At 66.0% G+C, this 14467-nt stretch carries 10 protein-coding genes; 8 read left to right on the top strand and 2 right to left on the bottom strand.

Translation table 11 applies throughout. The features are described from left to right. Positions 1 to 124 precede the first annotated feature (124 nt). The 5 genes from aceE to HOP58_RS08595 all read left to right on the top strand — a co-directional run bounded on the left by aceE (position 125) and on the right by HOP58_RS08595 (position 7282). Positions 125 to 2797: a pyruvate dehydrogenase (acetyl-transferring), homodimeric type gene (aceE, locus tag HOP58_RS08575; protein ID WP_234260104.1), complete on the top strand. Its 2673-nt coding sequence runs from the start codon at positions 125 to 127 to the stop codon at positions 2795 to 2797. Positions 2798 to 2858: 61 nt separating this feature from the next. Then, the gene (aceF, locus tag HOP58_RS08580) at positions 2859 to 4868 is read left to right on the top strand and encodes a pyruvate dehydrogenase complex dihydrolipoyllysine-residue acetyltransferase (RefSeq protein WP_234260105.1); all 2010 of its coding nucleotides are present in this window, start codon (positions 2859 to 2861) and stop codon (positions 4866 to 4868) included. 236 nt (positions 4869 to 5104) lie between these two features. Then, entirely contained in the window at positions 5105 to 5761 is a 657-nt protein-coding gene (gene adk, locus HOP58_RS08585) for an adenylate kinase (RefSeq protein WP_010629712.1), read from the top strand. 124 nt (positions 5762 to 5885) lie between these two features. Further along, positions 5886 to 6590 carry a tRNA (adenosine(37)-N6)-threonylcarbamoyltransferase complex dimerization subunit type 1 TsaB gene (gene tsaB / locus HOP58_RS08590; RefSeq protein ID WP_010629711.1) on the top strand — a complete coding sequence of 235 codons (705 nt, stop codon included), beginning with the start codon at positions 5886 to 5888 and terminating at the stop codon, positions 6588 to 6590. Beyond that, positions 6587 to 7282 (top strand): class I SAM-dependent methyltransferase, encoded by a 696-nt coding sequence (locus tag HOP58_RS08595; protein WP_234260106.1) that lies wholly within the window; start codon positions 6587 to 6589, stop codon positions 7280 to 7282. Before tsaB ends, HOP58_RS08595 begins: the two co-directional genes overlap by 4 nt. A gap of 11 nt (positions 7283 to 7293) precedes the next feature. On the opposite strand, the gene plsB is transcribed toward HOP58_RS08595, so the two are convergent. Further along, on the bottom strand, positions 7294 to 9732 hold the full coding sequence (plsB, locus tag HOP58_RS08600; protein ID WP_234260107.1) for a glycerol-3-phosphate 1-O-acyltransferase PlsB: 2439 nt from the start codon (positions 9730 to 9732) through the stop codon (positions 7294 to 7296). Between the two features lie 124 nt (positions 9733 to 9856). On the opposite strand from plsB, the gene HOP58_RS08605 reads away from it, so the two are divergent. Next, on the top strand, positions 9857 to 10978 hold the full coding sequence (locus HOP58_RS08605) for a phospholipase D-like domain-containing protein (protein WP_234238552.1): 1122 nt from the start codon (positions 9857 to 9859) through the stop codon (positions 10976 to 10978). A 27-nt stretch (positions 10979 to 11005) separates the two neighbouring features. Here HOP58_RS08605 and HOP58_RS08610 read toward each other — a convergent pair whose 3' ends face one another. Further along, complete coding sequence (locus HOP58_RS08610; protein ID WP_234260108.1) at positions 11006 to 11668, bottom strand: YecA family protein; 663 nt, start codon at positions 11666 to 11668, stop codon at positions 11006 to 11008. Positions 11669 to 11748: 80 nt separating this feature from the next. Between HOP58_RS08610 and HOP58_RS08615 the strand changes: the two genes are divergently transcribed. Both HOP58_RS08615 and acs read left to right on the top strand, forming a co-directional pair. Continuing rightward, positions 11749 to 12318, top strand: a complete 570-nt coding sequence (locus HOP58_RS08615) for a SprT-like domain-containing protein (protein WP_234252710.1) — start codon at positions 11749 to 11751, stop codon at positions 12316 to 12318. Positions 12319 to 12469: 151 nt separating this feature from the next. After that, positions 12470 to 14419, top strand: coding sequence for an acetate--CoA ligase (gene acs, locus HOP58_RS08620; protein WP_234260109.1), 1950 nt, complete (start codon positions 12470 to 12472; stop codon positions 14417 to 14419). Positions 14420 to 14467 lie beyond the last annotated feature (48 nt).

Here is a 14467-nt window from a genome sequence, read left to right on the forward strand (position 1 = left end):
TGTAAAATGACTACAACAGCCGCATCGCGGCCTGACATTCCCCTGATCGTCAGTAGTGCAATCCGCTCCGGCGTTCTTCCGCCTGGGGCCATCTGACATCACATTGTCACTCGGAGAGACGTCTATGAGTCTGGAGGCAAGAGAAGATTTCGATCCGGTCGAAACCACGGAATGGCTGGATTCCCTGGAGTCGGTCCTGGATCGTGAGGGCGAGGAACGCGCTCGGTACCTGCTGACACGCCTGGCCGATCGGCTGCGTCGTGACGGCATGCAGGCACCCTTCTCGATTAAGACGCCGCATCGCAACACCATTCCGGTGCATCGCGAAGCGCCGATGCCGGGCGACCTGTTCATGGAGCGGCGCATTCGCTCGCTGATCCGCTACAACGCCATTGCCCAGGTCATCCGCAACAACCGTGCCCACCCGGGCCTGGGCGGCCATATCGCCAGTTTCATGTCCGCCGCCACACTCTACGACGTCGGCTTCAACCACTTCTTCCGTGCGCCCAACGGCGACTTCGAGGGCGACCTGGTCTACATCCAGGGCCACGTGGCGCCGGGCGTCTATGCCCGCGCCTACCTGGAGGGGCGTCTCACCGAGGCGCAGATGGACAAGTATCGCCAGGAGGTCGATGGCGACGGTCTCTCGTCCTACCCGCACCCGTGGCTGATGCCGGACTTCTGGCAGTTCCCCACCGTTTCCATGGGTCTGGGGCCGATCCAGGCGATCTACCAGGCCCACGTGATGAAGTACCTCGACTCCCGCGAGCTGCGTGACATGCATGATCGCAAGATCTGGTGCTTCATGGGCGACGGCGAGTGCGACGAGCCGGAATCCCTCGGCGCCATTCACCTGGCCAGCCGCGAGAAGCTCGACAACCTGATCTTCGTCATCAACTGCAACCTGCAGCGCCTGGACGGTCCGGTGCGCGGCAACGGCCGCATCATCGACGAGCTCGAGGGGGTCTTCCGCGGGGCCGGCTGGAACGTGCTCAAGGTGGTCTGGGGCCGGCTGTGGGACCCGCTGTTCGAGAAGGACAAGAAGGGCATCCTGCAGAAGCGCATGGACGAGGCGGTGGACGGCGAGTACCAGAACTACAAGGCACTCGGTGGCGCCTATACCCGCGAGCATTTCTTCGGCAAGTACCCGGAAACCGCCGAGATGGTCAAGGATCTCTCGGACGAGGACATCTGGAAGCTCAACCGCGGTGGCCACGACCCGTTCAAGGTCTATGCGGCCTACCACGAGGCGGTGAACAACGCCAACGGCCGTCCCACCGTGATCCTGGCGCACACCGTCAAGGGCTACGGCATGGGCAGCGGCGAGGGCGAAGCCGCCATGGAGGCCCACCAGGTCAAGACCATGGAATACGAGGCGCTGAAGAAATTCCGCGACCGCTTCGGCATTCCGCTCTCCGACGAGCAGCTCAAGGAGGTGCCGTACTACAAGCCGGCGGACGACTCGCCCGAGCTGAAGTACATGCACCTGCAGCGCGAGCGCCTGGGCGGCTACCTGCCGCAGCGGCGCAACGACTTCGAGGCCTTGACGATCCCGTCGCTCGAGGACAAGACCTTCGCCACCCAGTTGGCCGGCTCCAAGGGTCGTGAGATCTCCACCACCATGGCCTTCGTGCGGATTCTCAACGGCCTGGTGAAGGACAAGAAGATCGGCCAGCAGGTGGTGCCGATCGTGCCCGACGAGGCGCGTACCTTCGGCATGGAGGGGATGTTCCGCCAGCTCGGCATCTACACCTCCGAAGGCCAGAAGTACGAGCCCGTCGACAAGGGCCAGATCATGTTCTACCGCGAGGACAAGAAGGGTCAGATCCTCGAGGAGGGCATCACCGAAGCCGGGGCGATGTCGGCGTGGATCGCCGCGGCGACCTCCTACAGCAACCACAACCTGCCGCTGCTGCCGTTCTACATCTACTACTCGATGTTCGGCTTCCAGCGCATCGGCGATCTGGCCTGGGCGGCCGGCGACCTGCAGGCGCGCGGCTTCCTGGTCGGCGGCACCGCCGGGCGCACCACGCTCAACGGCGAGGGGCTGCAGCACCAGGATGGCCACAGCCATCTGCAGGCGGCCACCATTCCCAATTGCCGCAGCTATGACCCCACCTACGCTCACGAGGTGGCGGTCATCGTCCAGGACGGCCTGAAGCGCATGTTCGCCGACAAGGAGAACTGCTTCTACTACCTGACGGTGATGAACGAGAACTACGAGCACCCCGAACTCGAGGAGGTGCCCGTCGACGACATCATCAAGGGCATGTACCTGCTGCGGGAGCACAAGGGCGACAAGGGCCACGTGCAGCTGCTCGGCTCCGGCACCATCCTGCGTGAGGTGGAAGAGGCGGCGCGGATGCTGGCCGAGGAGTGGGGCGTGGGCTCCGACGTGTGGAGCGTGACCAGCTTCAACGAGCTGCGCCGCCAGGCCCTGCTGCTCGAGCGCGAGGCGTTCATCAACGCTGCCGATGAGCCGGTCAAGCCTCACGTCACCCGCTGCCTGGAAGGGCGCAAGGGCCCGGCCATTGCCTCCACCGATTACATGCGCCTGTTCGCCGACCAGGTACGTGCCTGGGTACCGACCGACTACCATGTACTGGGGACCGACGGCTACGGCCGCTCCGACACCCGCGAGAAGCTGCGCCATTTCTTCGAGGTCGATCGCTACTTCGTCGTCGTGGCCTCGCTGAAGGCGCTGGCCGAGCGCGGCGAGCTGGATCGCAAGGTCGTCGCCGAGGCGATCAAGAAGTACGGCATCGATCCCAACAAGCCCAATCCGCTGACGAGCTGATCCGGTGGCAAGGCGGGCAGGTGCCCGCCTGTTCCAGGCACGATTTGGAAGGAGCGCGACCTTGAGTAGCGAAATCATCAAAGTTCCAGACATCGGCGGCAGCGAAGACGTCGAGATCATCGAAATCGCCGTGTCCGAAGGGGACGTCATCCAGCCCGAGGACACCCTGATCACGCTGGAATCCGACAAGGCCAGCATGGACGTACCCTCGCCCAAGGGCGGCAAGGTCGTTCGCGTGCTGGTGAAGGAGGGCGATACCGTCTCCGAGGGCGACGACATCGTCGAGCTCGAGGTGGAAGGCAGCGGCAGCAGCAGCGACGCCGGCAGTGAAGAACAGGCCGAGCCCGCCGAGCCCAAGCGCGAGCAGGCCTCTCAGGCTGCGGCGGAGAAGCCGGCGGCGAAGAAGGCCAGCGGCGGCGGCAAGCGCACCGTCGAGATCAAGGTGCCCGACCTGGGGGGCTCCGAGAACGTCGAGATCATCGAAGTGGCGGTCGCCGAAGGTGACGAGGTGGCCGAAGAGGACACCCTGATCACCCTCGAGTCGGACAAGGCCTCGATGGACGTGCCGAGCCCCTACGGCGGCAAGCTGGTCAGCCTCACCGTCAAGGAGGGCGATACCGTCTCCGAAGGTGACGTGATCGGCACCATGGAGATTGCCGGCGAGGGTGGGGAGGACGAACCCGAGCCCGAAGCCGTCGAGACCACCGCGGAGCCCGCCGAGCAGGCCGAAGCGCCGGCCGAGGAAGAGGCCGTGAGCGGCGAACCCGAGCGCCGCGAGATCCGCGTTCCCGATCTCTCCGGTTCCAGCGACGTGCCGATCATCGAGATCGCCGTGAGCGCCGGCGACGAGGTGAACGAGGAAGACCCGCTGATCACCCTGGAGTCCGACAAGGCCTCCATGGACGTGCCGAGTCCCTACAAGGGCAAACTGATCGAGCTCACCGTCAAGGAGGGCGATACCGTCTCCGAGGGCGATCTGATCGGTTACATCGAGGTGGCCGGCAGCAAGCCTGCCGCCAAGAAGGCTGACAAGCCGGCCGAGCAGAAGGCCGCGGCACCGTCATCGGCCAAGGCCGACAAGCCGGCCTCGACCCCGGTCGGTACGCCGAGCCCCGAAGCGCAGATGGCGGCCCACAAGCCCCGCGACGGCAAGCTGGTCCATGCCGGCCCCGCGGTACGCATGCTGGCCCGTGAGCTCGGCGTCGACCTGGGCCTGGTCAAGCCGAGCGGGCCGAAGGACCGGGTGCTGAAGGAGGACGTCCACGCCTACGTCAAGCAGGTCATGGCCGGGCAGGCCAAGGCACCTGCCGCCGCGCCGACGGCAACCGGCGGCGCCGGCATTCCGCCGGTGCCGGATCAGGACTTCAGCCAGTTCGGTGAAGTGGAAGAGAAGCCGATGGGGCGCCTGCTCAAGATGGGCGCCACCAACCTGCACCGCAGCTGGCTCAACGTGCCCCACGTCACCCAGTTCGACGAGGCCGACATCACCGAGCTCGAGGCCTTCCGCAAGGCGATGAAGGCCGAAGCCGAGGCTCAGGGCGCCAAGCTCACGCCGCTGCCGTTCCTGATCAAGGCGTGTGCCTTCGCCCTGCGCAAGTTCCCGCAGTTCAACGTCAGCCTGAAGAGCGACGGCGAAACCATCGTGTGGAAGAAGTACGTCCACATCGGTATCGCGGTCGATACGCCCGACGGGCTGATGGTGCCGGTGATCCGCGACGCCGACAAGAAGTCGCTGATCGATCTGGCCAAGGAGAGCGTGGAGCTGGCCGGCAAGGCCCAGTCGAAGAAGCTCAAGCGCGAGGAGATGACCGGTGGCTGTTTCACCATCTCCAGTCTGGGCTCCATCGGCGGTACCGCCTTCACGCCGATCGTCAACGCCCCGGAAGTCGCCATCCTCGGCGTCTCCAAGGCGCAGATGAAGCCGGTGTGGAACGGCGCCGACTTCGAGCCGCGTCTGATGATGCCGCTGTCGCTCTCCTACGATCACCGCGCCGTGAACGGTGCCGATGCCGCGCGCTTCACCGCCTTCCTGGCGGCGGCGCTGAGCGACATTCGCCGTATGCTGCTGTGAACGTGATCTGAGATGACACCGACGGCGCCCTACGGGGCGCCGTCGGTGTTTGGGCTCCACTTTCGGGTGGGAATACCAAAGTGCAACCCGCCCATAATTGGCTGATAATGCAGCGGCTTTGGTGCTCGGGCGGGGCTTGCCCGATAGCCTGCGGTTGTCTGGTGCCGTCGCCGCGGTTATCGTTCATGACATTCCACTTACTCACAAGAATTTCCACTCTCTCAAGGAGCATCTAGATGCGTTTGATCCTGTTGGGCGCCCCTGGGGCCGGCAAGGGTACCCAGGCCCAGTTCATCTGCGAACGCTACAAGATTCCGCAGATTTCCACCGGCGACATGCTTCGCGCGGCGGTCAAGGAAGGCAGCGAGCTGGGTCTCAAGGTCAAGGAGATCATGACCAGCGGTGGCTTGGTGTCCGACGATCTGATCATCTCACTGGTCAAGGAGCGCATCGCGCAGCCCGACTGCGAGAACGGTTTCCTGTTCGACGGCTTTCCGCGCACCATCCCTCAGGCCGACGCCATGAAGGAAGCCGGGGTCAAGATCGACCACGTGCTCGAGATCGCCGTGGAAGACGAAGAGATCGTCAAGCGTCTGGCCGGGCGCCGGGTGCACCCGGGGTCGGGTCGGGTCTACCACGTCGAATACAATCCGCCCAAGGAAGAGGGCAAGGACGACGTCACCGGCGAAGCGCTGATCCAGCGCGACGACGACCGCGAGTCCACCGTGCGCAATCGTCTGGCTGTCTACCACGAGCAGACCGCCCCGCTGGTCGACTACTACCAGCAGTGGGCCGAGGAAGCGCCCGAGGCGGCCCCGGCCTACCACCGTGTGGAAGGCGTGGGCAGCGTCGATGAGATCACCCGCAAGGTGGTCGAGGCGCTGGACGCCTGAGTCGACTCGGTGTGAATCGGTATGAAAGGCCCGCCTTGGCGGGCCTTTCGCGTTGTGGCCCATCGTCCCGCATCCGCCGGCAGCGTATAATGTCGCCTTCATGCTTCGAAGCGAAATGTCCCTTATGCCGATTCTGCTGGCCCTCGATGCCTCCTCCAGTGCTTGCTCCGTTGCCCTGTCGATCCAGCGTGGCGCCGACGAGCCGAGGCTGATATCCCGCTTTGCCATGACCCCCCGCGAGCATACCCGTCGGCTGCTGCCGATGGTCGACGAGGTGCTGGCCGAGGCGGGCGTGACGCCTGGCGAGCTGGATGCCGTGGCCTACGGCCGTGGCCCGGGCTCCTTCACCGGCTTGCGTATCGCCGCCGGCGCGGCTCAGGGGCTGGCCTACGGGCTTGAGTGCCCCTTGCTGGGTGTCTCCACCCTCGAAGCGCTGGCGCTGGCGGCGCATCGCCGACACGGCGTGGAGTACGTCGCCACTGCGCTGGATGCGCGCATGAGCGAGATCTATGCCGCTGCCTGGCGCTGTCGGGACGGCAACGTTGAGGCGCTGCTCGGGGAGGCGGTGATTGCACCGCAGCGGTTGCGACTGCCAGCAGTAGCGGGGCCGGACGGCTGGTACGGCATCGGCTCCGGCTGGACGCTGTGGGAGTCGATGTCGGTCGAGGTGCAGGCCGCGGTGAGCCAGCGTGATAGCGACACCGAGCCGGCCGCGGAAGAGATGGTTCTGCTGGCGGCTCGCCAATACGCCGCCGGCGAACGTACGGCCCCCCACGAGGCGCAGCCGATCTATCTGCGTGACCAGGTGGCGTGGCAGAAGGGCGGATGAGCGACGTGGATGGCGCGGCGCTCGAGCTGCGGCGTGAGGCGGGCGCGCTGGTACTGGCTGGCGATCCGGCGCGTTACGGCAAGCCCCTGCGCATCGATTTCGCCGAGGGGCGTGCGGCCCACCGGCGTCGCTTCGGCGGCGGCCGCGGTCAGCTGATCGCCCGGGCCTGTGGCCTTGCCGCCGGAATCACTCCCAGCGTGGTCGATGCCACCGCCGGCCTTGGCCGCGATGCCTTCGTGCTGGCCAGTCTCGGCGCCGAGGTGCTGCTCGTGGAGCGTGTGGCCCAGATCCATGCGCTGCTGGAGGACGGCCTGGCACGTGCCGCCAGCGATGCCGACACGGCTGAGATCGTCGCCCGCATGCGTCTGGCCCATGGCGACGCCACCCGCGAACTCGCGGCGCTGGTGGCCGCCAGCGGCATCGCGCCTCAGGTGGTTCACCTCGACCCCATGTTCCCGCATCGCGAGAAGTCGGCGCTGGTCAAGAAGGAGATGCGGCTGTTTCGCGAGCTGGCCGGCGACGACGACGATGCGCCGCGGCTGCTTGAGGCGGCGCTGGACGTCGCCACCCACCGGGTGGTTGTCAAGCGTCCGCGCAAGGCACCGCCCATCGAGGGGCCGGCGCCGCACCACGTCATCGAAGGCAAGACCAGCCGCTACGACCTCTACGTTCATCGCTCACTCAAGGCCTGACACGGCGCCGATCAGTTGTGACTGATAAGCTGTAGCCTGTGCCTCAGCGCCGGATCGTACAGTTCGCCGCTGCGCTGGGCGGCGCTGCGCAGTCGCTCGTCGAACCACAGCATCTCGTCCTTCTCCCAGATCCACCCCTCGGCCTCCAGGCTCACGATCAGGCTGGCGAACAGGGTGCGGTCGAAGAACTCCGGCGCGTCGCGGCCCGTCAGCAGTGCCAGGCGTTCGGTCAGTTGCTGGCTGCGCTCGGTCAGGGCGTCGCGGCCCAGGGTGCCCGGGGGCTGGGCCAGCAGGATCGACAGCAGCAGGTAGCCGCGCTCCAGTGAGGGTTGCATCAGCCTCGCCAACAGCCGCAACTGCTCGCCGGCTTCCAGCGAGGCGGGGCGCTGCCAGCCGTCGCCGGCTGGTTCCAGCAAGCCTTCCCGGCACAGCGCCTCCAGCATTACCGGTAGTGCCTCGTTGAGTGCGACCGAAGAGAGGAACAGCTCGCGCGAGAGGATCGGCCAGGGCGGCCCAAGCTGGGCCTCGAGGCTATCCAGGTCGTGGCGTGGGGCGTGACGGAAGGCGAAGGCGGTCAGGCCGGCCAGGGCGAAGAGATGCAGCACGTTGTTGCGATACCACACCAGCAGGTTGGCCTGCTCGGAAGTGGCGATCAGGATATCGCCCAGCGCATGCGGGCGACGCTCGATCATGCCTAGCGCCACCACCTGGTCGATCCACTCGTCGGGCTCACCCTGGGGCAGGCTGGCATGCTGCCCGCCGCGGCAGTGGCGCTGCAGCGCCGCCAGCAGAGCGAGCTGGCGCGCCATCAGGCTGGCCTCGATGGCGTGGTGGGGCGTGGCCAGCAGCACCAGGGCCACCAGATTGACCGGGTTGAGCGCTGCCGCGGCGTTGATGCGCCGGGCCAGTTCGTCGCCGAGCTGAGGCACCGTCCGGTTGAGCCAGGCAGGCTTTGTCTCGACGAGATCGTCGCGCCACGCCGGCACCGCGTCGTCGAGGAAGGCGCCGAGCGACAGCGGCTCGCCGACATTGACCGTAACCTTGCCGAACGGCTGGCGCAGCTGGCCGAGCACCCGCAGCAGCGCCCAGGGGCTCTCCTTGCGCTTCTTGCCGCCGCGCATCTCGCGCTGGTAGCTGGCGTTCTCGATGATGCGCTCGTAGCCGATATAGACCGGAATGAAGGCGAGCCGGGGCGGAGAGGTACCCGCAGCGCTGCGGCGAAAGGAGCGTAGCGTCATCGACAGCATGCCGGGGCGAGGGGCGAGCATGCGTCCGCTGCGTGAACGACCGCCTTCGATGAAGTACTCCAGCGGGTGGCCGCGTTCCAGCAGGCGGTGCAGGTATTCGTTGAACACCGCGGCATAGAGCGGCTTGTCGCGAAAGCTGCGGCGCATGAAGAAGGCGCCGCCGCGGCGCAGCAGCGGGCCGATCAGCAGCATGTCGAGATTGCGTCCGGCGGCGATGTGCGGCGGCATCAGGCCGTCGCGATAGAGCACGTAGGAGAGCAGCAGGTAATCGATATGGCTGCGGTGGCAGGGCACGTAGACCAGCGTATGGTCGCCCGCCAGCGCCTTGACCCGGTCGAGGCCGCGAACCTCGACGCCATCGTACAGGCGGTTCCACAGGCGCCGCAGCAGGCCGTCCATGAAACGCAGCACCGGGTAGGTCATGTTCGAGGCGATCTCGCGACCGTAGCGCAGGGCGCGCCGCTGTAGGCGCTCGGGCGAGCGCTTTTCGCTCATCGCCAGCTCGTCGATTACCCGGCGAACCTCGGGGCTGGCCGCCACGCCCTCGATCAGGGTGCGGCGATGGGAGAGGTCGGGACCGAGTACCCGCGTACGCATGCGCCGGAAATGAATGCGCAGCAGTCGCGCGCTCTTGCGGTTGGCTACCGCCGGGCCGCGCTCGTCGAGCAGATCGCGCAGGTTCAGCGGTGCGCCGAAGTGCACCTCCACGCTCTTGCCATTGACCACCACCGACAGCGCCCGGCGCAGCCGGCCGGTGAGCTGCCAACTGTCGGCGGCCAGCAGCCGCCAGAAGCCGAAGCGCTTGCCCGGGGCGCGGCCCCAGAACACGCTCACCGGGACCAACTGGATCTCGGTGTCGGCATGCTCGGCAAGGTATTCTAGCGCCTGACGGAAAGGAGCCTCGAAGGCGCGGCCGCGTCGCCACAGGCGTGGCCTGACGGGCAGGGCCATACTGGCGGGTAGCTCCAGTCCCGGCAGGTGGACCTTGCCCTTGGGCGACGGCAGGCCGTGGCGCTGGCACAGTACCTCCAGCAGCAGGGCATCGGAGAGTGCCGGGTGAGGCAGTACGTAGAGGGTGGGGCGTGACGGGTCGAGTCCCAGATCGCTCGGGTCGGGCTCGATGAGCCGGGTGTCGACCCAGGCCTTGATGATACCCCTGAGCGGGGCACGGAGCAGTGTGAGCAGCGAGTCGGCCAGGGCCATTCCATTGCCTCGTTAGCGTAGCAAGGCCCCAGTATAGCCATGCTTGTCTGCCCGGGTCAGGTGCCGCTTTCCCTGGCGCGACAAACGTGCGTCAATCGAGCCAGACAAGGAGAGGGAGAGGGCCATGCACGGCGTATGGCGGGATGGCAATCGGTTCGAGCTGCTGGCGGAGTCGTCGCGCTTCCTGCCAGCGATGTTCACTGCCATCGAGGAAGCGCGCCGCTCGATACTGATCGAGCTCTACCTGATGCAGTCGGGGCAACTGGCCACGGCACTGATCGAGGCCCTGTGCCGCGCTGCACAGCGCGGCGTGGCGGTGGCCTTGATGCTCGATGCCTACGGTGCCATGGGGCTTTCGGGAGAGGACCGACGGCGCCTGGAGCAGGCCGGTGTGGCGCTGCGCCTGTTCAATCCGCTGGGGATGCGCTCGCTGACGCGCAACCTGATGCGAGACCACCGCAAGCTCGTCGTCGTCGATGGCAGAGTGGCTTTCACGGGTGGCTTCGGCGCGGTCGACGAGTTTCTCGAGGCCTGGTACGAGGTGGCGGTACGTATCGAAGGTCCCGTGGTGGCCGACTGGGTGCGGCTGTTCTCGCGGCTGTGGGATTCGCCGTTGACCCGAGGCGACGGAGAGGCGTCCCTGGTGCGCCACCTGACGCTCGAGCTGGCACCGCGTGAGGATTACCAGGGCATGCGCGGGCGGGTGGTGTGGGGGCAGGGCTACCGTTACCAGGCCATCCGCCATTCACTCTACGGCCGGGTGTCATCGGCACAGCGCCGCATCTGGCTGTGCACGCCCTACTTCGTGCCCACCTTCAGCCTGCGCATGCGATTGGCTCGGGCCGCCCGCCGCGGCGTCGACGTGCGGCTGCTGCTGCCCGGACGCGACCACGACCACCCCTGGGTGCGCTACGCCGGCCAGCGCTTCTATCGGCGGCTGCTGCGTGCCGGGGTACGCATCTTCGAGTTCCAACCCACCTTCATCCATGCCAAGTTCTCGCTGGTCGATCAGTGGTCGAGCCTTGGCTCGTGCAACTTCGATCACTGGAGTCTGCACTGGAACCTGGAGGCCAATCAGGAGGTGGATGACGTGCGCTTTGCCAGCGAAGTGGCGGCCCTGTTCGAGCGTAACTTCGCCGCCAGCCGCGAGATCACCTACCGCGAGTGGTTGCAGCGTCCGCGCTGGCAGCGTTTCAAGGAGTGGCTATTCGGCAGCTTCGATGCATGGCTGACGCGGCTGCGGTGACGGGTACCTGGGTTTGGCCAGGCAACCCTACCGCTTGCCGCCGGGCTTGCCCTTGCCGGGGCCCCGGCCGGCGGGCTTCTTCTTGCGCGGCATGGGCTTGGGCGTCTCCGGTGGCACGCGGTAGTGCAGGTAGAGATCCAGTACCAGATCCGGCAACTGGCCGACCAGCGACTCCAGGCGCGCGCTGTCCGCTGCCATCTCGGCCATGTCGGGCTCGTCATCGAACAGGCCCGACAGCGCCATAAACGGCAACAGCAGGGTGGCTACGGTCTCCTCTTCCTGCTCGAACCAGGCCGCTTCGTCGAGAAACACGCCCTCCATGAAGCCGGCGCACCAGTCGCCGACGGGCGTCTCTTCGGGCGGCAGGCCTTCCAGGCTCAGATCGAAAGGCAGCTCGGGAAGCCCACCCTGTTCCAGGGTATCGATGGCATTGCCGTGCAGCTTTTCCAGCAGGCCCAGAATCTCGCTGCGCTCCTCGGAATCGGCGAATGCCGGCTCGCCGTGGAACAGTTCGGCCACCCAGGTGGCGGATTCCACCTCGCGAGGCGCCACGGCAAGCGCGACGAGAAAGCCATGGGCGGAGATCAGGTCCAGCGCATCGGGGTCGACGCTTTCGGAATCGAGAAACTCGTCGAGGCGTTCGAGCTCTTCGTCCTCGAGCAGGGGCTGGGGCAGGGGCGTGTCGGACATCGGGCCTCTCGCATGGCATCGTGAAGGCGGTGTGGCCAAGGGGCTGGACACTGCCGTGGCGGAACGTCATTTTAGCACCCATGAGACGATCTGCGCTTCCCGATCATTGCCCCGAGTGGCTGGCCAGCCTTGACGACAAAGCCCTTCACCGAGCCCTGTTGGAGCGGGTGGAGGCTGCCTGGCAGCTGTGCCGTGGCTATCATCCCGAGCTGCCCCGGCCCAAGGTGTGGTTCGATCTGCGCGGCAAGTGCGCTGGACAGGCCCACTATGGCCGTGGCGGGCTGCGCTTCAACCCGGTGCTCTATCGTGAGAACCGTCATGCCTTCCTGCGCGACGTGGTGCCTCACGAAATGGCCCACTGGCTAGTGCGTCATCTGAGCGATGGCCACCGGGCGAGGCCCCATGGGCGCGAATGGCGTACCGTGATGGAGCGGCTGTTCGGGCTCGAGGCGAAGGTGACCCACACCTTCGATACCGGGCGAGCCAGCCCGACGCCCCATCGCTATCACTGTGGCTGTCAGGTCCACTATTTCACTTCGCAGCGTCACTCGCTGGCGCGCAAGGGGCGCCGTTATCGCTGCCTCTCGTGTGCTGAGACCTTGGTCTATCAGCCCTTTGTAGAGCATGGAAAAATTACTACAAACGCATGATTCGTAAAGAAAAAATCCTGATACCAAGGTCTAAGAGTTAGGCCCGCTTCGAGGGTATATGCTGTTGGGCGAATCTGATGCCGGCGCATTCGATAACAAGGCAGCCGGTAACATCCACCGAGAGGGTGCATCTCCTGGAAGAGGCTAGCCAATGACCGATCAGCAGAAAGTCTATCCGGTACGCGACGACATCGCCGCCAACGCCTGGATCGATCGCGAGAAGTATCAGGCCATGTATCAGCAGTCCGTCGACGACCCCGAGGGCTTCTGGGCTGAGCAGGCCAAGCGTATCGACTGGTTCAAGGCGCCGACCAAGATCAAGCATACGACCTTCGACCCGCACAACGTCGACATTCGCTGGTTCGAAGACGGTACCCTGAACGCCAGCGTCAGCTGCCTCGACCGTCATCTGGAGAAGCGCGGCGACCAGACCGCCATCATCTGGGAAGGCGACGACCCCACGGATTCCAAGCACGTCAGCTACCGTGAGCTGCATGCCAAGACCTGTCAGCTGGCCAACGCGCTCAAGGAGCTCGGTGTCGGCAAGGGCGACGTGGTCACCCTCTACATGCCGATGATTCCCGAAGCGGCCGTGGCCATGCTGGCCTGTGCCCGCATCGGTGCGGTGCACTCGGTGGTGTTCGGCGGCTTCTCGCCCGACGCCCTGGCCCAGCGTATCGTCGGTGCCGACTCCAAGCTGGTGATCACCGCCGACGAGTCCGTACGCGGCGGCAAGCACGTACCGCTCAAGGACAACGTCGACGCCGCCCTGACCCGCAAGGGCACCGAGGTGTGCGAGAACGTGCTGGTAGTCAAGCGCACCGGCGGCGAGATCGAGTGGAAGGAAGGTCGTGACGTCTGGTACCACGACCTGGTCGACAAGCAGGCCACCGACTGCCCGGCCGAGGAGATGAACGCCGAGGATCCGCTGTTCATCCTCTACACTTCCGGCTCTACCGGCGCGCCCAAGGGGCTCAAGCACACCACCGGCGGTTATCTGGTCTACGCCAGCCTGACCCACCAGTACATCTTCGACTATCAGGACGGCGAGGTTTACTGGTGTACCGCCGACGTGGGCTGGGTCACCGGTCACAGCTACATCGTCTACGGTCCGCTGGCCAACGGCGCTACCACGCTGATGTTCGAAGGCGTGCCGAGCTACCCGAGCCACGGTCGCATGGGCGAGGTCGTCGACAAGCACAACGTTGCCATCCTCTACACCGCACCGACCGCCATCCGCGCGCTGATGGCCCACGGCGACGGCGTGATGGACTCCAGCAAGCGCGACAGCCTGCGCCTGCTCGGCTCGGTGGGCGAGCCGATCAACCCCGAGGCGTGGGAGTGGTACCACCGCGTGATCGGCAATTCCAAGTGCCCGATCGTCGATACCTGGTGGCAGACCGAAACCGGCGGCATCATGATCGCGCCGCTGCCGGGCGCCATGGATCTCAAGCCGGGTTCCGCCACGCTGCCGTTCTTCGGCGTGCAGCCGGCCCTGCTCGATAGCGAGGGCAACGAACTCCAGGGCGCCGTGGATGGCAACCTGGTGATCAGCGATTCCTGGCCCGGCCAGGCACGCTCGATCTGGGGCGACCACGACCGCTTCATCCAGACCTACTTCTCCACCTACAAGGGCTACTACTTCACCGGTGACGGCTGCCGCCGCGACGAGGACGGCTATTACTGGATCACCGGCCGCGTCGACGACGTACTCAACGTCTCCGGCCACCGTATGGGAACCGCCGAGATCGAATCCTCGCTGGTGGCCCACGAGGCCGTGGCCGAGGCCGCCGTGGTGGGCTTCCCCCACGACATCAAGGGCCAGGGCATCTACATCTACGTGACCCTGGGCGATGGTGTCGAGCCGACCGACGAGCTCAAGAAGGAGCTGACCCAGTGGGTGCGCAAGGACATCGGGCCGATCGCCTCGCCGGACGTCATCCAGTGGGCGCCGGGCCTGCCCAAGACCCGCTCGGGCAAGATCATGCGCCGCATCCTGCGCAAGATCGCCGCCAACGAGACCGATGGCCTGGGCGATACCAGCACCCTGGCCGATCCGAGCGTCGTCGACGATCTGATCGAGAATCGCGCTATCAAGTGATAGCACGCGCTACCAACTTCCTAGCCGGCCCCTCGGGCCGGCTTTTTC

Source organism: Halomonas sp. MCCC 1A11062 (assembly GCF_021404355.1).
Taxonomy (GTDB): domain Bacteria; phylum Pseudomonadota; class Gammaproteobacteria; order Pseudomonadales; family Halomonadaceae; genus Halomonas; species Halomonas aerodenitrificans.